Origin of the sequence: Amycolatopsis sp. 195334CR, from assembly GCF_017309385.1 — a bacterium.
Lineage (GTDB): Bacteria > Actinomycetota > Actinomycetes > Mycobacteriales > Pseudonocardiaceae > Amycolatopsis.
Map to the genome: position 1 here is coordinate 1,125,785 of NZ_JAFJMJ010000003.1, position 16,396 is coordinate 1,142,180.

A 16,396-nucleotide genomic window follows, 5' to 3' on the forward strand; every position below is an offset into this window, starting at 1 on the left:
GTCAGGGTGGAGACTTTCCGCCACCTGAACCCGTAACCGCACGTACTGGAAGGGCCACCGAGCAGATGCCTACCGACACCCCGAACACGCCTCTGAAGCTGGTCGTCACCGGCGGCGCCGGTTATGTGGGCAGTGTCTGCACCCAGCGGCTGCTCGAGGCCGGCCACCAGGTCACCGTGGTGGACGACCTGTCCACCGGCCACGCCGACGCGGTGCCGGAAGGTGCCCGGTTCGTCGAGGGCGACGCCGCGGACACGCTGCGCACCCTGCTGGCCGAGGGCTTCGACGGCGTGCTGCACTTCGCCGCGAAGTCCCTGGTCGGCGAGTCCATGCAGGACCCGGCCCGGTACTGGCACGGCAACGTGGTCACCTCGCTGAAGCTGCTGGACGCCATGCGCGAGCACGGCACCCCCCGGCTGGTCTTCTCCTCCACCGCGGCCACCTACGGCGAGCCGGAGGTGTCGCCGATCGCGGAGACCGCCCCCACCCGGCCGACGAACACCTACGGCGCCACCAAGCTCGCCGTGGACAACGCCATCACCACCTACGCGCGGGCCCACGGCCTGGCCGCGATGAGCCTGCGGTACTTCAACGTGGCCGGCGCCTACGGCAGCATCGGTGAGCGGCACAGCACCGAGACCCACCTGATCCCGCTGGTGCTGCAGGTGGTCACCGGTGACCGCGAGCAGATCCAGATCTACGGCGAGGACTACCCCACCGAGGACGGCACCGCGGTCCGCGACTACATCCACGTCGCCGACCTCGCCGACGCCCACCTGCTCGCGCTGCGCCACGCCACCGCCGGTGAGCACCGCATCTACAACCTCGGCAACGGCACCGGCTTCTCGGTGCGGCAGGTGATCGAGGCCTGCCGTGAGGTGACCGGCCACCCGGTGCCCGCCATGGTCGCCCCGCGCCGCGCCGGTGACCCGGCGGTGCTGGTGGCCGCGAGCGACCGGGCCCGCGCCGAGCTGGGCTGGCAGCCCCAGCGCGCCGACCTGACCGGCATTGTCGCCGACGCCTGGCGCTTCACCCAGGAACGCCGCGGCGCCGCGAACCCCGCCTGAGCACCCGGCCGGTGTCACCGCATCCCGCGGTGGCACCGGATTCAGTTTTCAAACACCATCCAACATCGCCACAGCGCACTCGGCCGGCGGCCACCAACAGCCGAGTACAACTAGGCGCGGTCTGTGAAAAGGTCCAGGTCAAGCGCCGGATTCGCGCGGCCGAGGTCAGCGAGGCGGTCCGGCGGCAGCATCGCTTCCATCGCCCTGGACAGCAGCCCCGCCAGCAGGTGCCCGGGGTCGGCGGCCAGTGCGTTGTCCACGGCCATACCCGCGAAGGTGCCGTCGCCGCGCAGGTAGCTGCTGAACGCGAGCAGGGTGGCGAACTGCGCGCGCTCCGGCGGCGGGCATTCTCGGACCAGCGTCAGCCACACCTGCTCGGCCGCCATCCCGACCTGCTCGCGCGGTCGTACCGCCACTGCGAGGCACGCGTCACGGACCTCGGTGTTCTGCATGGCGAAAACCAGGTCGAGCACGTCCTTGTCGGTCAGTTCGAGCCTGCCGCGATGGGCACGGCGGATGGCGTCCCGCACGACGGCGAAACCCTGCTCCGGCACCATCGTTCGCGAGTCCGGTTCGGCTTTGTCGGCTGCCGCGTCGAGCTGGCGGGAACGCCGGGCGATCGCCTCCGGATCGACCGCGTCCAGCCTGGCCACGCTGGCCTCCCGGCTGCTGAAGGTGACCAAACCCGCGCTCGCGGCCACCGCCGCGATCCGGCCGCCCTCGAGATCGGGCAATTCCCCACCGCAGTCCGGTTCGTGGTAGCAGTGCCACGGTTCGCCCGTGCGGATTTCCTTCAGCCACAGGAAATGCACTTCTCCCACACCGGCCACGGTGAACCGTTCTTGAGCCGCTTCAACGAATTCCTCACAGGCGAATTTGGACTCCCCGCCGATGACGAGCACGGTGACACGGAATTTGCCACTGACGATCGGCACGAATCTTTCCGCCGCGGCCAGGGCGTATTCGGGCGGCGGCAGATCGCTCCGGACGAGGTGTCCGATCGAGCCGGGGCGCCCGCGCTCACCACGGTTGTGCGCGATGACGACGATGGAATTCGCCGGCCGGAAGCCGAGGATCGGCGAAACCGCGGCGATCAGTTCGCCGGGGTCGCTGCTGAGGTTGAGGTTGACCCGGCCCTGAGCGGCGGGGCGCGTGGACGTTGCCATGGGTCGACTGTGCGGCAAACGGCGAGGGCGTGGGGATCGAGCCGGGAAATTGTGGACAAGTGGGTGCGTTGTGGATAACTCGGCGAGGCACCCGCCGCCGTGAGGTAAGCTGGCATCGCCAAGGAAATGGGGCACCACTCGCCAGGTAAGCGAGCAATGCCCCATCAGGACCTTGATGTCAGTCGCAGTGTTCGAAGGGGCTTGTGTAGGTCGCCGAGCCGACCGAGCCGCCCCATTTCACGCAGGTTTTGGCCGCCGCCTTCTTGACCGGGCCGGCGTAATAGGTGAAGTTGCCCGAGTCGGTCACCCTGGCCGAACCCTGCACCTCCAGGAACGCCGAGGTGGCCGAAGCCGTACCGAGCGAGACCGATTTCAGCGTGACCACGCAGTTGTTCGAGTTGTCCGCGTTGTAAAGGAGATACGCGATGCCCGAGGTGCCCAGGTTGGCCGAGTCGACCACGTCGAAGCCCGCGCCGCAGACCTGCTCGGGGGTGTACGGGTTGCCCCCGCCGCCACCGCAGTTGTTCTTGCTGGTGAAGTTCGTCTTCGCGTAGTACGGCACCGCGACGCCGTTCAGCTTCGCCTTCTGCGCCACGCCGTTCAGCCGCTGTTCGTAGTGCAGGTGGGGGCCGGTGACGCCGCCGGTCGCCCCCGCCTTGCCGATCTGCTTACCCAGCGCGACCTGCTGGCCGACCGACACCTCCTGGGAGGAGAGATGCGCGTAGCGAGTCCGCCAGCCGCTGCCGTGGTCGATCTCGATCCACCGGCCGTAGCTGGTCGATCCCTCGTTGCCGACCACGGTCACCTTCCCGGCGGCCGAGGCGAGGACCGGCATGCCGGTGATGCCCGACTTCTGGAAGTCGACCGAGTTCGCCGGGTTGTGCCCGCTGAACGTGGCCGCGGTGACGGTGACGCCGCACTTGAACGGCACCTGGAAGTTGGGTGCGGCCGAAGCGGTGCCCTGCGTCGCCACCAGGCCCAGCGCCGGCAGCGCGAGGGTGGCGGCCGCCGCCGCGAGCCGTCTCAACACAGACATCGATACCTCCGGGATACGGGGATTCGTCGGCGACCAGCCAAGCGATCGCGCGTACACGTTCCGTACAAAACGGGCCGCCCCGCCAGCGGAACGGCCCGTTTTGCAGTGAATCCCCTAGAAGGCGGCGCGCAGTGCCTCCTTGCCGCCGAGCACCGGCAGGGTGACCGAGGTCTTGGTCAGGTCGATCGCCACCCCGGCGCCCGGCTTTGGGCGCAGCGTGAAGTCGTGGTCGCTGGACAGCAGCACGAACTCCAGCTTGTGGCCGGCGGCCAGCAGGTAGTCGTCCGGCTGCAGCTCGTACGACACGTTGTACGACTTGCCCGGCTCGATCGGCTGGGTCCGGGCCGGATCGGTGCGGTTCTGCGGATCAGTCCAGCCGCGGGTGATCACCGTGGACTTGCCGTTCGGCGCGCGGTCGACCAGCACGCCGGTCACGTTGGCCGCGGGCCGGTCGAACGACACGCTCAGGTCCACCTTCGCCGTACCGCTCAGCCGCACCGGCTGCCGCGCCTCGGTGGTCGAGTAGGCCAGGCGGTTGCCCGAGCTGGGCAGGTCGGTGAGCTGCTCCACGGTCTTCGTGGCGTCATCGGCGAGCCGCTCGACCTGGGCACGGCCAGGCAGCTTGTTTCGCGGGTCGAGCTTGCCGCGGGCGCTGCCGCCCGGCCACGGGTAGATCTTCGCATCGGTGGTGCCGGGCACCGGCCACTCGGCCTCGTCGGACCAGGAACCGTTCTCGCGCTGGACGGTCGACTTCGGCTCCTTCTCGATGCCGTTGTCGAGGTCGTAGAGGTAGTGCGAGACCCACTTGTTCAGCGTCGCCAGCCACTCCTCCTTGCGGAGGGAGTACGGGTCGGCGTGACCGGACTGGTGCCACCAGATCTTGTGCTCCACGCCGTGGGCCTTGAGCGCTTCGTACCACTTGGTGACCTGGCTGGTGGTCACGTTCCAGTCGTTGAGGCCGTGGACCGCGAGCACCGAGGCGCGCACCTGGTCCACGTCGTTGAGGTAGTTCCGCTCGTCCCAGAAGGGGCTGTAGTCGCCGGTGATCCGGTCCTGCTCGGCAGCCAGTTCGTCGAGCACAGGGCGGCACACCGCGCGATCGGCGCGCGTGTGCACGTACTCGGCGAGCACGTCGGCGTCCTCACCCTGGTAACCGCCGGGCGCGACCACGGCGCCGTCCTCGCGGTAGTAGTCGTACCAGCTGGAGATCGCCGCGATCGGGATGATCGTCTCGAGGCCCTCGACCCCGGTGCTGGCCACCGCGTTCGGCAGGGTGCCGTTGTACGACACACCCATCATCGCGGTCTTCCCGGTGGTCCAGTCCGCCTTCGCGGCGGTACCGGCCGAGTCACGCGCGGAAGTCCGGTTGTTGAGCCAGTCGACCACGGACCTGGCGCCGATGGTCTCGTTCTCGCCACCGGTGGTCGGGCAACCGGTGGACTGGCCGCTGCCGAGCGATTCGCCGTACACCACGGCGAAGCCGCGCGAGGTGAAATAGGACTCGTAGCGCCAGGTGATCGGCGCGGCGTACGGGCCGACCTCGGCGGTCCGGCCACGCGGGCCGGCGGCAGGGGCGGGCTGGCCCGGCACGTAGAGCTCGACGTCGACGTTGTGGTTCGCCACGTCGTTGCCACCGGCGTAGTACGGGCTGGCCTGGTAGATGACCGGCACCTTGAGCCCGTTCTGGGTGGCCTTCGGGCGCACCACCTCGACGTGCACCTCGTCGTTCTTGCCGTCGCGGTCGCTGTCGACCGGCGCGGTCACCCAGACGTTGTCCCGGACGATGTCGGCCGGGTCGAACACGGGCTGCGCCTGACCGTTCTCGAAGACCGGCCCGGTGGGCGGGGCGGCTTGGGCGCTGACGGGCTGCACCAGCGCCATCGGCAGCAAACCGACGAGCACAGCGGCAAGGCGTGCGGATCTCACACGGACCCCCTGTGAAGGTGTGGTGAAAGGACTGCGATGACAGTTGCTCCGGCTGACAGGGGTGTCAAGCCCTTCCCAGCGTTAACCGACGAAAGACGGCACGGGCCCTCCGCGTTTGGGCTAGCGTCGGGTTTCATGCCGACCTCCGTGCGCGCCCCGATCGTCGCCGTCACCGTCTACCCGCAGCACGCCAGGATCGTTCGCCGGGCACGAACCGAACTGGGCGGCGACGGCCGGTTCACGGTCGGCGGTCTGCCCCGTGGCTTGTTGCCGGACTCGGTGCGTGCTTCGGGAATCGGTCCCGCGTCCATCGTCGGCGTGGACGTCCGGCCCCAGCACCTCGCCCGGCCGACCGAGCGCGAGCTGGACGAACTGCTCGAACGCCAGCGGGTGGCCAGGCGGAAGCTCGACGAGGTGACCGACGCCGAAGCCGTGGAGACCGGGCGCGCGGACCTGCTGAGCGCGCTGGCGCAGCGATCCGGCCGGTCGTTCGCCGACGCGCTCGCTTCGGGAAGCGCGCAACCCGCGCGTGTGGCCGAGATCGGCGACGCCCTCGCGGCCCAACTGTCCGATGTGCTCGCCAGTCGCCGCGAGCTGGCCGATCGGCGCGCCCGGTTGTCGGCCGAATTGGAGGCGGTGGACCGCGAAGTCACGGCGCGGCAGGCGGCCCAGACACCCGACCGCACCGAGGTGGTGATCGAGCTCGAACCCGCCGAGAACGCCGGTACCGCCGAGATCGAGCTGGAACTGTCCTATGTAGTCACCAACGCGCGCTGGGAGTCGGGCTACGACATCCGGCTCGACGAGGACCGGGTGCGGCTCACCTGGTACGGCCTGGTCACCCAGCACACCGGCGAGGACTGGCCCGAATGCGAACTGACCTTGTCGACCGCTCGGCCGGCGGCCACCGTGCACGTGCCTGAGCCGGAGCCCTGGTACCTCGATCGCGCCAAGCCCACGGCGTTGCTCAGGGGTGGCGCCGCGGCGGGCGGGCACGGCGGTGGCTACGGCGCTTCGGCGCCCGAGATGGCGATGCCGGCAGCCGCGCCGATGGCGAACGTGACGGCGCAGGTCGAGCAAGGCGCGGCAGCGGCGTCGTACCGGCCCACCCGGCCGGTCGCGGTGCCGTCGGACGGTGGCGCGCACCGCACCACGATCACCACGCTGGGTCTCGACGCGGAGCTGAGCTACGTGACCGCGCCGGTGCTCGCCGAGGAGGCGTACCTGCGCGCGACGGTCACCAACGGCGGGGAGCACACGCTGCGCCCGGGGAAGGCGTCCGTATTCCACGACAACGAGTTCGTCGGCACCACACGGCTGGACAACTGGGCACCGGGCGAGGAGGTTGAACTCGCGCTTGGGGTGGACGACAGGCTGCGAGTGAAGCGTGAACTGCGGCGGCGCAGTGCGACGAAGACCGCGCTGACCGGCACGCGACGGCGTGAGCTCGAGTACCGGATCACGGTGACCAACCACGGGCCTCGCGTCGCGCCGATCACCGTGCTGGACCAGGCACCGGTCTCGCGGGACGAGGCGATCGTGGTGCGCGAGGTCCGCACCTCGCCCGATCCCGAAGAGCTGAGTTCGCTCGGCGAGGTCACCTGGCGGTTCGAACTGGCGCCGGGTGCCTCGGCCGAGGCCAGCCTGTCGTTCCGTGTGGACGTGCCGAAGGGGGTGGAGCTGCACGGCTGGCGCGAGTAGACGCGACGGATGAGCGGTCCCAACGGACAGGCAACCGACAGCAATTGGTAACCGCAGGAAAACACTCGATCGGGTTATATCGGAGGTATGCGCTCCCGATCAGTGGTGTTCGGCCTGGTCGCCACCCTCGCGGTGACGGCCGGACTGGGCGCGCTGGCGGTGGCCACAGGGCCTGATTCCGCGTCGAAGCACGAGGTGACGATCGCGCTGCCGTCGTCGGCGCAGCTGCCGGACACCTTGGTTTCGCCGTCCTCCCCCGCGCCGGAGCCGGAGGTGCCGCTCACCGAGGAAATGCGGGCCGAGCTGGCGTCGGCGGTGGTGGCGGCCGTGGAGTCGGCCGCGCCGGGGACCGATCTCGGGCTCGCGGTCTACGACCGGGTGACCCGTTCGGCGGTGGCCACCGAGAACGCCGACGCGCAGTTCTACTCGGCTTCGGTGGTCAAGTTGCTGATCGCGATCGACCTCCTGCACGACGCGGGCTGGGCGGCGGATGACCGCGCGAAGGAGAACCTGTCGCAGCTGCTCGGCGCGAGCAACGACGGTGTGGCCGACGCGCTGTGGGCGGCTGGCGGCCGTCGCGACATCGTGCGGGACACCAGCGCGTTGATCGGGCTGGTGAACACCGCTCCCCCGACCGTCTCGGACGAATGGGAGATGACGCGGCTCAGCGCGCAGGACGTGATCGCCACCTACGAGTACATCCACCACCAGATCCCGGCTTCCGCTCGGGACGTGCTGCTGGCCGCGCTCACCGGGCCGGACGACCGCGCGGCCGACGGGTTCGACCAGTTCTTCGGCATCCCGGCGGCGCTGCCCGAGACGACCTGGGGCGTCAAACAGGGCTGGATGCGGGCGGCGGGGCACGTCGTGCTGCACACCACGGGCGTGGTCGGTGAGCGCTACTCGGTCGCGTTGCTGTCCCACCAGCCGTCGCGGCTGAGCTACGAGACGGCGTCGCAGGCGATCACCGCGGGCATCGCCGCGCTGGCGCCGGTGCTGTCGGGCGCCGAGAAGGGGTAAGTAAGCTCGCTCTCCGTGGTCACGCCAGAGCCGCCCAAGATCCAGCGCCGGGTGATTTCGGCCGCCGACATCGCGCTGAAGACGAAGAACCAGGTGGTACCGCTCGAGGTGCTCAACGCGCTCGGCTGGCTGCCGTCGGCGCGGGTCGACGAGTGGCGCCGGGGGCAGACCGCGCATCTCGGCGACAGCCTGGCCGTCGACGCGGCCAAGGTCCGGACCGCGCTGGACTACCTGAGCGAGTGGGCGGCCGGGCGCGGGCTGCGCGCCACCGAGGCGAGCTACCTCGCCGCCACGCGCGATCGCCGTCCGCTGCGGTTCACCGCCGACGGCGACGAAACGCTCGAACGGCTCTTCCACACGCACTGGGTCTCGGCGGATCTGTCGGAAAAGCGGCTGGAACGGTTGCGGGAACGGCAAAGCAAGGCACCCGACCTCGTGGTCGTGCGCGCGGCGAAGTCGTGGGTGTGCGGTGGCTGCGGACTTCGCGGTGACGTGGCGGAGCTTGTGTTCGAAGAGGACCAGACGACGCTTTGCCTGGCCTGCGCCGACTTCGACCATCTGCGCTTCCTGGCGTCGGGGAACGCGGCGCTCTCGCGGCGGGCGAAGACGGAAAGCAAGCTGTCCGCGGTGGTGGTCGAGTTCAACCGGCGGCGGAAGCGATACCAGCGCGTGGGCACGCTCGTCGAGGAGGACGCGCTGGAACGGGCCGAGCAGCGGTGCCTCGACGATGAGGACGTTCGCGCCCGACGTCGTGAGCGAGACGCCGAGCGCCGGGTGAGCGCCGACGCGGATTTCCAGGCGGAACTGGCCGCGGCCATCCTGCGCTCGTTCCCCGGCTGCCCGGAGGAACGCGCGCGGACGATCGCCGAACACGCGGGCGTGCGGGGCAGCGGCCGGGTGGGACGGTCCGCCGCGGGGCGGGCACTGGACGAGGACGCCGTGCGCGCCGCGGTGATCGCCTCGATCCGCCACCTCGACACCGACTACGACGACCTGCTCATGGCAGGCGTCCCCCGAGCCGAAGCCCGCGAACGCATCCGGTCCACGATCGACCGCGTAGTGGCCCGCTGGGGCGGCTGACCAACCCGACGTTCGCCGGCCGACCGGCGACTGGTCGACCGGCGACTGGTCGACTTCGCCGCTATGGTTGCCCGGTTCGGCGGCATGGCCGACCGACTCCGCAGGCGAAGCTATCCGCTCGTTGCCTCGGCGGCTCGCTGGCCGATCGGCTCTGTGGGCGTGGCTGGTCGGTTCGGTGGGGTGGTGGGCGTCGAAGTGGGCGCTGGCCTTGGGGTTGGCGGACCCCAGGTCAGAGTGGGGTGAGGGCCGCGAGGCTGCGGGGAGGGGCCTCAGCCTTGGGCGATGTAGGCCTGTAGCTGATCGTGGCGTTCTTCTAGTTCGTTGAGCCTGGTTTTCACCACGTCGCCGATGCTGACGATGCCGGCCAGCCTGCCGTTCACCACGACGGGAACGTGCCGGATGCGGCGCTCGGTCATCACGGCGCTCAGGTGGTCCACCGAGTCTTCCGGGGTGCAAGTTGCCACCAGGGTGGTCATGATCTCCGACACCGGCCTGGCCAACAGCTCCGGCCCGCGGTCGTGCAGGCGGCGCACCACGTCCCGTTCGGACACGATGCCGACCACCTTCTCCTCCTCGCCCAGCACCACCATCGCCCCGACGTTGTGCTCGGCCAGACCGGCCAGCAGGTCGGTCACGCTGGACTCCGGCGCCACCGTGGCCACCAGGCTTCCCTTGCTCCGCAACACGTCGGCGATCCGCATGAAGGCTCCTCCCGCTGGTGACCCGGCTCACACACCAGGTTAGGGCCAGCGGGCCGGGTACGAAAGTCGCGAACCGGACACCACCGGGTCAGCCGAGCAACGAACGCAGTGCGGTGATCACCTCCTCCGGTCGTTCCTCGGGCAGGAAATGCCCGCAGGGCAACGCTTTTGTGGTCAGCGTTGGTGCCCACGACTGCCAGATGGCAGCCGGGTCGAACGGCAGGGGCGCCTCGCCCGGGTCCTGCCACATCGCCAGTACCGGCATGGACAACCGCCGACCGTGTGCTTTGTCCTCCTTGTCGTGTTCCAGGTCGAAGAACACCCCGGCGCGGTAGTCCTGGCAAATCGCGTGGATCACCGAGGGTTCCTTGAGCGCCTGGAGGTACTCCGAACGGATGGCCTCGGGCAGCGCACCGGGCACTTTGGTCCAGGTGTCCAGGAAGTGCCCGAAGAAGGCCGCCGGATCGGCGGCGATCATCCGCTCCGGCAACGGTTCCGGATGCGCCAGGAAGTACAGGTGGAAGGCGAACACCCCGCCCGCACCGGCCAGCGCGCCGAAGATGTCCACCGCGGGCAGCACGTCGAGCACGGCCGTGTGCGTCACCCGGTCAGCGTGGTCGAGCGCCAGCCGGAACGCGACCAGCCCGCCGCGGTCGTGCCCGGCCACGGCGAAGCGCTGGTGGCCCAGCGTGGTCATCAACTCGGCGAACGTGGTGGCCATCGCCCGTTTCGAGTAGTGCTCGACGCCCGCGGTCGATGGGCCGCTGTCGCTGAAGGGTGGGCTTGGCGGGTCGCTGTCGTGGGCCGCGTTTGGGGGGCCGCTGTCGCCGTAGCCGGGGAGGTCGGGGCAGATGACGGTGTGGGACTCGGCTAGGGCGGGGGCGACTGAGCGCCAGGTGAGGTGGGTCTGCGGGAAGCCGTGCAGGAGCAGGAGGGGTGGGCCTTTGCCGCCGGTGGCGAAGTGCAGGTCGGTGCCGTTGACGGTGAGGCGGCGGGTGGTGAAGCCGGGGATGCGCGTGGTCATGTGACGAAGGTGGCACGTGGGTACGACAGTTTTGCGCCAGAACCGGCGCAGGGCGCGAGCGCGGCGGTTGGCGCGGGCGAGCGGCGGCGGGGTTGGAGCGAAAGCGAGTCAGCGCGAGAACGAGAACGAGGGCGAGGGCGAGGGCGAGGGCGAGGGCGAGGGCGAGGGCGAGGGCCAGTGTGAGAGCGGGCGGCGCGAGAGGGAGAGCAGGCGGTGGCACGAGAGGCGGGCGGAGCAAAAGCGAGAGCGGGCGGGGCGGGGCGGGGCGGGGCGGGGCGGGGCGGGGCGGAGATCAGCGTAGGGCGTCTCGTAGGCGTTCTAGGCCTGTTTCGATTTTGCCGAAGGGGATCCCGCCGTAGCCGAAGACCAGGCCTGGCCGGCGGCCCGGCAGGATCGCGTACTCGTCCAGGGTGTTGACCAGCACGCCCGCCCGTAGCGCGCGGCGTGCCACCGCGGCGGTCGGCCGCGTGCTGTACGCGCTCACGTGCAACCCCGCCGCTGCGGGGATGGGGGTTAGCAGCCGGCCGAAATCTCGCGCCAGCAAGGAAACCACCAGATCGTGCCGCCGGCGGTATTCGCGGCGCATGCGCCGGATGTGGGTGGCCAGCCCTCCGTCGTCGATGAAGCGGGCCAGGGCTGCTTGCACCGGCCCGGTGGAGTGCCAGTCGGTGACGAAGCGGGCTTTGGCGACCACACGACACAACGACGCCGGCGCGACCAGGAAACCCAGCCGCAGCCCCGGCGACAACACCTTGGAGAACGAACCGACGTAGACCACGCGCCCGGTGGAATCGAGGCTGTGCAACGGTTCCAGCGGCCTACCCCGATATCGGAACTCCGTGTCGTAATCGTCCTCCACCAGCACCGCGCCGGTTTTTCCGGCCCACGCCACCAGATCCAGCCGCCGGTCCAGCGACATCGGCAGCCCGAGCGGGAACTGGTGCGACGGCGTGACGTAGACCAGCTTGGTGCCACGCGGGATGTCCGCCACCCGGATGCCTTCCGCGTCCACCCCGATCGGGACCACCTCGGCGCCGAGCGCTTCGAACAGGAACCGCGCCGGCGGGTACCCCGGATCCTCGACGGCCACCCGGTCACCGGGGCGCAGCACCACCCGCCCGATCAGGTCGAGCGCCTGCTGCGCACCACTGGTCACCACCACTTCGTCGACCGACGCCCGGACGTCCCGCGAAACCGCGATGTGCCGGGCGATCGCCTCGCGCAACCCGGTGTGCCCGGCCGGATCGCCGTACCCCAGCGAAGCCGACGCCGAAGCGCGCACCTCGCCGCCGAGCAACCGCCGCCAGGTGTCGAACGGGAAGCGGCCGACATCAGGGATCCCCGCCTGGAAGTCGAACTCGGCGTGGGCACCGGACGGCATGCGCACGCGCTCCCACACCGCGACCGTCTCGATCGGGAACTCGGCGGCGGACCGGCGAGCCGCGCTCCCCCGCACGCGGTCCGTGCGGACGAACGTGCCCGCGCCGACCCTTCCTTCCAGAAAGCCCTCTCCGGTCAGCCGGTCGTACGCGGCGCTGACCGTGTTGCGCGAGACCGCGAGCCGTTCGGCCAGTTCGCGAGTGGGCGGCAGCGCCTCGCCCGCGCGGAGCCTGCCGTCGAGGATGGCCTCGCGGATCTGCCGGTAGATCTCCTCTCGACGACCGCGCCCGGCCTCGGTGTCGATGTGGATCTCCATACCGGCGGCCTAGCGGACCTCGCCCTCGGCGGCGGTGAACGTGTTGCACGCCGAGGTCGCCTTCTGGAAACCGGCTTTGGCCCACTTGACCTGGTTCGGCACGGTGCCGTGGCTCTCGCTGCCGATCGAGTTCTCGAACTCCTTGACCCCCTGCTGGGCCAGCGCCTTGCTGACCGAACCGCGCCCGCTCGCGCTGGCCAGGAACAGCCCGGCGAAGCAGTTCGCCTGCAACTCCATCCGCCGCGTGACCTGCTGCTCGCCCGGGGTGTCGTCGCCGTGCGCGGTCATCTCCTCGAACGCGGCTTCCATGATGCCGCTGAGCGCCTGCACGTGGTGGCCGTACTCGTGCGCGAGCACCGCCAGGTGCGCCGCCTGCACCGTGCCCACCGTCTCCAGCAAGCGCTTGCGCGGCATGTGGATGGCGTTGTCGGCCGGGCAGTAGAACGCGGTGGCCTCCTCCTTGGGCGGCAGGCCACCGCACGAGCTCTCGGTCTCGTCCTTGATCTGCAGCACCGGCGTGGCGAAGGCCATGCCCGCCCGCTCCAGGGTCGGCTGCCACGCCGAGTCGAGGCAGCGCATCGCCGCCTCGTAGTAGGCCTGGAGCTGCTCCTCCGACCGTCGCAGCGAGGGCAGCTGGCAGTTGATCTGCGGCAGCTCGACACCCTCGGCGAGCAGCGGGTTCCCCGCGGTCGAGTACACCGGCTTGCCCGGCGCGTTGACCCCGGACCCGGCGGGCCGCGCCTGCCCGGTGACCACCGTCTCGCCGAAGCTGACCACCCCGAGCCCGGGGAGCGCGACCGCGGCGACGATCGCCACCACCAGCACGAGCACGCCCAGCACCCGGACGGGTGAGTTCCGTGGTGGCGGCGGCCAGGCGGTCGTCGGCTCGATGTTCATTTCCCCCACCCTCGGCAGCTGTGACGAGGATACCGGTAGGCGAGACTGGAGGGCATGACCGAGATCGACGACGACCCGTACCTCTGGCTGGAGGACGTCACCGGCGAGCAGGCGCTCGACTGGGTCCGTGCCCGCAACGCCGAAACGGTGGCCGAACTGACCGGCGGCGAACGGTTCGGCGAGCTGCGCGACCGCATCCGCGAGGTGCTCGACGCCGATGACCGGATCCCGTACACGCGGCGGCGCGGCGAGTTCCTCTACAACTTCTGGCGTGACGGCGAACACCCCCGCGGCCTCTGGCGGCGCACCACGCTGGAGCAGTACCGCACCCCGCAGCCCGAGTGGGAGCTGCTGCTCGACGTCGACGCGCTCGCCGAAGCCGAAGGCGAGAACTGGGTCTGGCACGGCGCGAACGTGCTGCGCCCCGAGTACCGCCGCTGCCTGATCTCCCTCTCGCGCGGCGGGGCCGACGCCACCGTCGTGCGCGAGTTCGACCTCGAAACGCGCGAGTTCGTCGAGAACGGCTACGAGCTGCCCGAGGCGAAGACCCGGATCAGCTGGATCGACCACGACCGCGTCTACGTCGGCACCGACACCGGACCCGGCTCGCTGACCACCTCCGGTTACCCCCGGGTGATGCGCGAATGGCGCCGCGGCACGCCGATCGAGGAAGCGCCGGTGGTCTACGAGGGCAAGCCCGAGGACGTGGCGGTGTTCGCCTACCACGACTTCACCGAGGGTTACGAACGCGACTTCGTCGGCCGCAGCCTCGACTTCTACCGTTCGGAGCGCTACCTCCGCGCCGCCGACGGCACGCTGACCAAGATCGACGTGCCCGACGACGCCCAGCCCTCGGTCCACCGCGAATGGCTGCTCATCCGCACCCGCTCCCCGTGGACCGTCGGCGGCACCGAATACCCGGCGGGCGCCCTCCTGGCCACCGGCTTCGACGCCTACCTCGCCGGCGAGCGCGAGCTGACCGTGCTCTTCCGCCCCGACCCGCACACCTCGCTCGAGTACTACACCTGGACCCGGGACCACCTGCTGCTCGGCACGCTCTCCGACGTCAAGGCCCGCCTCCGGGTGCTCACGCCGGGACCGGACGGCTGGACCGACGAGCCGCTGCCGGGCGCGCCGGAGGTCGGCAGCGCGGACGTCATCGACACCGATCCCGACCACAGCAACGAGTACTTCCTCGACATCAGCGGTTACACCCAGCCGTCCACCCTGGTGCGCGGGGTGATCGGCGAGCAGGCCGAGCCGATCCGATCCGCGCCGTCCTTTTTCGACAGTGCCGGGATCGAGGTGGCGCAGTACTTCGCCACCTCGGACGACGGCACCGCCATCCCGTACTTCGTGGTGCGCCCGGAAGGCGCCGAGGACGGGCCGACCATGCTCTACGGCTACGGCGGCTTCGAGGTCTCGCTCACCCCCTCCTACAGCGGTTCGACCGGCCGCTCGTGGCTCGCGCGCGGCGGCACCTACGTGGTGGCCAACATCCGCGGCGGCGGTGAGTACGGCCCCGGCTGGCACACGCAGGCGGTGAAGGCCAACCGGCACCTGGTGTACGAGGACTTCGCCGCGGTGGCCAGGGACCTCGTCGCCCGCGGCATCACCACCGCCGACCGGCTCGGCATCCAGGGTGGCAGCAACGGCGGCCTGCTGATGGGCGTGATGCTCACCCGCTACCCCGAACTGTTCGGCGCCATCGTCTGCCAGGTCCCCCTGCTGGACATGCGGCGTTACCACAAGCTGCTGGCCGGGGCCTCCTGGATGGCCGAGTACGGCGACCCCGACGAGCCGGACGAGTGGGCGTTCATCAGCGAGTACTCCCCGTACCAGAACGTCCACAGTGGACGGGACTACCCGCCGATCCTGTTCGTCACCTCGACCAGGGACGACCGGGTGCACCCGGCGCACGCCAGGAAGATGGTGGCGCGGATGCGCGAGCAGGGTTACCCGGTGCGGTACCACGAGAACATCGAAGGCGGGCACGGCGCCGCCGCCGACAACGAGCAGCTGGCCTTCAAGACCGCGCTGGTCTTCGAGTTCCTGTGGCAGCAGCTCAGCCGGGCTCGGTGACCCTGGCGAGCACGATCCCGCCGACGATCAGGCTCAGCGCGGCCAGCCTGCCCGCGCTGAGCGGATCCTTGTGCACCACCACACCGAGGGCGATGGCACCGACCGCGCCGATGCCGGTGAACACCGCGTAGGCGGTGCCCACCGGCAGCCCGTTCATCGCGCGCGAGAGCAGGTAGACCGCGGCCACGCCGAGCACGAAGCACAGCAGGGTGGGCAGTGGCCTGGTGAAGTTCTCCGTGGGCTTGATGCTCTGCGCCCACCCGATCTCCACCACGCCCGCCGCCACCAGCACCAGCCAGCTCACGACGCGAGCCGGTCGACCGCGGCCAGCGCGGCGGCGTGCGAGGCGCGCCGCTTCCCGTCCAGTTCGGACAGCGACGGGTCGACGACGGCGTTGGTCAGCTCGGTGTTGACGAAGGTCACGTCGGTGACGTCGTAGTGCCCGGCGAAGAAGTCGCGCAGGTACCGCTCCTGGTGGTCGAACGCCTCGCGCGGCGTGCCCGGTTCGTACGAGCCGCCACGCGCGTTGACCACCACGAACGCCCGCCCGGCCAGCGACATGCGCGGGAAGGTGACCTGGTCGATCCAGGTCTTGAGGGCGGCCGGGACGGAGAAGTTGTACATCGGCGCGCCGATCAGCACGAGGTCCGCGGCCAGCAGTTCGGCCAGCAGCGGCGAGATGACCGCCCAGGCCGCGCGCTGCGCGTCGGTGCGCACCGCCTCGGGGTACCGCGCGGGATCGGTGATGCCGTGGGTCAGCAGGTGGTCGCAGATCTCGGTCCACGCCTCGCCGATCAGCGGCACCGGCTCGGCCGCGAGGTCGCGGTAGGTGTAGCCGTCGCCGGGGTGGGCGGCGCGCCACGACTCGGCGAAGCGCGCGGTCAGCTGCCGCGAGAAGGAGTCGCGGCGGGCGCTGGAGTCGAGGTGGAGCAGGTGCGACATGACGGGGTCCTCCCAGGAGTCAAGTGGACGCCGTGTCCACTTATCTCGACCGTACGCG

At 70.4% G+C, this 16,396-nt stretch carries 14 protein-coding genes; 5 read left to right on the forward strand and 9 right to left on the reverse strand.

The features are described 5' to 3' along the window. Window positions 1-65 precede the first annotated feature (65 nt). Window positions 66-1,067, forward strand: coding sequence for a UDP-glucose 4-epimerase GalE (gene galE / locus JYK18_RS42440; protein WP_206809626.1), 1,002 nt, complete (start codon window positions 66-68; stop codon window positions 1,065-1,067). A gap of 110 nt (window positions 1,068-1,177) precedes the next feature. Here galE and JYK18_RS42445 read toward each other — a convergent pair whose 3' ends face one another. The 3 genes from JYK18_RS42445 to JYK18_RS42455 all read right to left on the reverse strand — a co-directional run bounded on the left by JYK18_RS42445 (window position 1,178) and on the right by JYK18_RS42455 (window position 5,195). Then, entirely contained in the window at window positions 1,178-2,251 is a 1,074-nt protein-coding gene (locus JYK18_RS42445) for a DUF4192 domain-containing protein (RefSeq protein WP_206809627.1), read from the reverse strand. A gap of 160 nt (window positions 2,252-2,411) precedes the next feature. After that, window positions 2,412-3,269 (reverse strand): M23 family metallopeptidase, encoded by an 858-nt coding sequence (locus JYK18_RS42450; protein WP_206809628.1) that lies wholly within the window; start codon window positions 3,267-3,269, stop codon window positions 2,412-2,414. Window positions 3,270-3,383: 114 nt separating this feature from the next. Next, on the reverse strand, window positions 3,384-5,195 hold the full coding sequence (locus tag JYK18_RS42455) for a Xaa-Pro dipeptidyl-peptidase (RefSeq protein WP_206809629.1): 1,812 nt from the start codon (window positions 5,193-5,195) through the stop codon (window positions 3,384-3,386). Window positions 5,196-5,330: 135 nt separating this feature from the next. Between JYK18_RS42455 and JYK18_RS42460 the strand changes: the two genes are divergently transcribed. The 3 genes from JYK18_RS42460 to JYK18_RS42470 all read left to right on the forward strand — a co-directional run bounded on the left by JYK18_RS42460 (window position 5,331) and on the right by JYK18_RS42470 (window position 8,996). Then, on the forward strand, window positions 5,331-6,896 hold the full coding sequence (locus JYK18_RS42460) for a DUF4139 domain-containing protein (protein ID WP_206809630.1): 1,566 nt from the start codon (window positions 5,331-5,333) through the stop codon (window positions 6,894-6,896). An 87-nt stretch (window positions 6,897-6,983) separates the two neighbouring features. Further along, on the forward strand, window positions 6,984-7,916 hold the full coding sequence (locus JYK18_RS42465; protein ID WP_206809631.1) for a hypothetical protein: 933 nt from the start codon (window positions 6,984-6,986) through the stop codon (window positions 7,914-7,916). Between the two features lie 15 nt (window positions 7,917-7,931). After that, on the forward strand, window positions 7,932-8,996 hold the full coding sequence (locus JYK18_RS42470) for a DUF2293 domain-containing protein (protein ID WP_206809632.1): 1,065 nt from the start codon (window positions 7,932-7,934) through the stop codon (window positions 8,994-8,996). A gap of 269 nt (window positions 8,997-9,265) precedes the next feature. On the opposite strand, the gene JYK18_RS42475 is transcribed toward JYK18_RS42470, so the two are convergent. The 4 genes from JYK18_RS42475 to JYK18_RS42490 all read right to left on the reverse strand — a co-directional run bounded on the left by JYK18_RS42475 (window position 9,266) and on the right by JYK18_RS42490 (window position 13,314). Next, window positions 9,266-9,697: a CBS domain-containing protein gene (locus tag JYK18_RS42475; RefSeq protein ID WP_206809633.1), complete on the reverse strand. Its 432-nt coding sequence runs from the start codon at window positions 9,695-9,697 to the stop codon at window positions 9,266-9,268. Between the two features lie 88 nt (window positions 9,698-9,785). After that, window positions 9,786-10,721 carry an alpha/beta fold hydrolase gene (locus tag JYK18_RS42480; protein ID WP_206809634.1) on the reverse strand — a complete coding sequence of 312 codons (936 nt, stop codon included), beginning with the start codon at window positions 10,719-10,721 and terminating at the stop codon, window positions 9,786-9,788. A 292-nt stretch (window positions 10,722-11,013) separates the two neighbouring features. Further along, on the reverse strand, window positions 11,014-12,417 hold the full coding sequence (locus tag JYK18_RS42485) for a PLP-dependent aminotransferase family protein (RefSeq protein ID WP_206809635.1): 1,404 nt from the start codon (window positions 12,415-12,417) through the stop codon (window positions 11,014-11,016). A 9-nt stretch (window positions 12,418-12,426) separates the two neighbouring features. Further along, on the reverse strand, window positions 12,427-13,314 hold the full coding sequence (locus JYK18_RS42490) for a neutral zinc metallopeptidase (protein WP_206809636.1): 888 nt from the start codon (window positions 13,312-13,314) through the stop codon (window positions 12,427-12,429). 54 nt (window positions 13,315-13,368) lie between these two features. Between JYK18_RS42490 and JYK18_RS42495 the strand changes: the two genes are divergently transcribed. Further along, window positions 13,369-15,396: a prolyl oligopeptidase family protein gene (locus JYK18_RS42495; RefSeq protein ID WP_206809638.1), complete on the forward strand. Its 2,028-nt coding sequence runs from the start codon at window positions 13,369-13,371 to the stop codon at window positions 15,394-15,396. On the opposite strand, the gene JYK18_RS42500 is transcribed toward JYK18_RS42495, so the two are convergent. Together JYK18_RS42500 and JYK18_RS42505 are read right to left on the reverse strand one after the other, a co-directional pair. Next, complete coding sequence (locus tag JYK18_RS42500; protein WP_206809640.1) at window positions 15,380-15,700, reverse strand: multidrug efflux SMR transporter; 321 nt, start codon at window positions 15,698-15,700, stop codon at window positions 15,380-15,382. The two genes, JYK18_RS42495 and JYK18_RS42500, sit on opposite strands and share 17 nt — an antisense overlap. After that, the gene (locus JYK18_RS42505; RefSeq protein ID WP_206809642.1) at window positions 15,697-16,338 is read right to left on the reverse strand and encodes an FMN-dependent NADH-azoreductase; all 642 of its coding nucleotides are present in this window, start codon (window positions 16,336-16,338) and stop codon (window positions 15,697-15,699) included. Before JYK18_RS42505 ends, JYK18_RS42500 begins: the two co-directional genes overlap by 4 nt. Window positions 16,339-16,396: the final 58 nt, after the last annotated feature.

Coding starts and splice junctions, on each gene's coding strand:
- galE (WP_206809626.1), top strand. CDS start 66: ATGCCTACCGACACCCCGAACACGCCTCTGAAGCTGGTCGTCACCGGC.
- JYK18_RS42465 (WP_206809631.1), top strand. CDS start 6,984: ATGCGCTCCCGATCAGTGGTGTTCGGCCTGGTCGCCACCCTCGCGGTG.
- JYK18_RS42480 (WP_206809634.1), bottom strand. CDS start 10,721: ATGACCACGCGCATCCCCGGCTTCACCACCCGCCGCCTCACCGTCAAC.
- JYK18_RS42490 (WP_206809636.1), bottom strand. CDS start 13,314: ATGAACATCGAGCCGACGACCGCCTGGCCGCCGCCACCACGGAACTCA.
- JYK18_RS42495 (WP_206809638.1), top strand. CDS start 13,369: ATGACCGAGATCGACGACGACCCGTACCTCTGGCTGGAGGACGTCACC.
- JYK18_RS42460 (WP_206809630.1), top strand. CDS start 5,331: ATGCCGACCTCCGTGCGCGCCCCGATCGTCGCCGTCACCGTCTACCCG.
- JYK18_RS42505 (WP_206809642.1), bottom strand. CDS start 16,338: ATGTCGCACCTGCTCCACCTCGACTCCAGCGCCCGCCGCGACTCCTTC.
- JYK18_RS42475 (WP_206809633.1), bottom strand. CDS start 9,697: ATGCGGATCGCCGACGTGTTGCGGAGCAAGGGAAGCCTGGTGGCCACG.
- JYK18_RS42450 (WP_206809628.1), bottom strand. CDS start 3,269: ATGTCTGTGTTGAGACGGCTCGCGGCGGCGGCCGCCACCCTCGCGCTG.
- JYK18_RS42485 (WP_206809635.1), bottom strand. CDS start 12,417: ATGGAGATCCACATCGACACCGAGGCCGGGCGCGGTCGTCGAGAGGAG.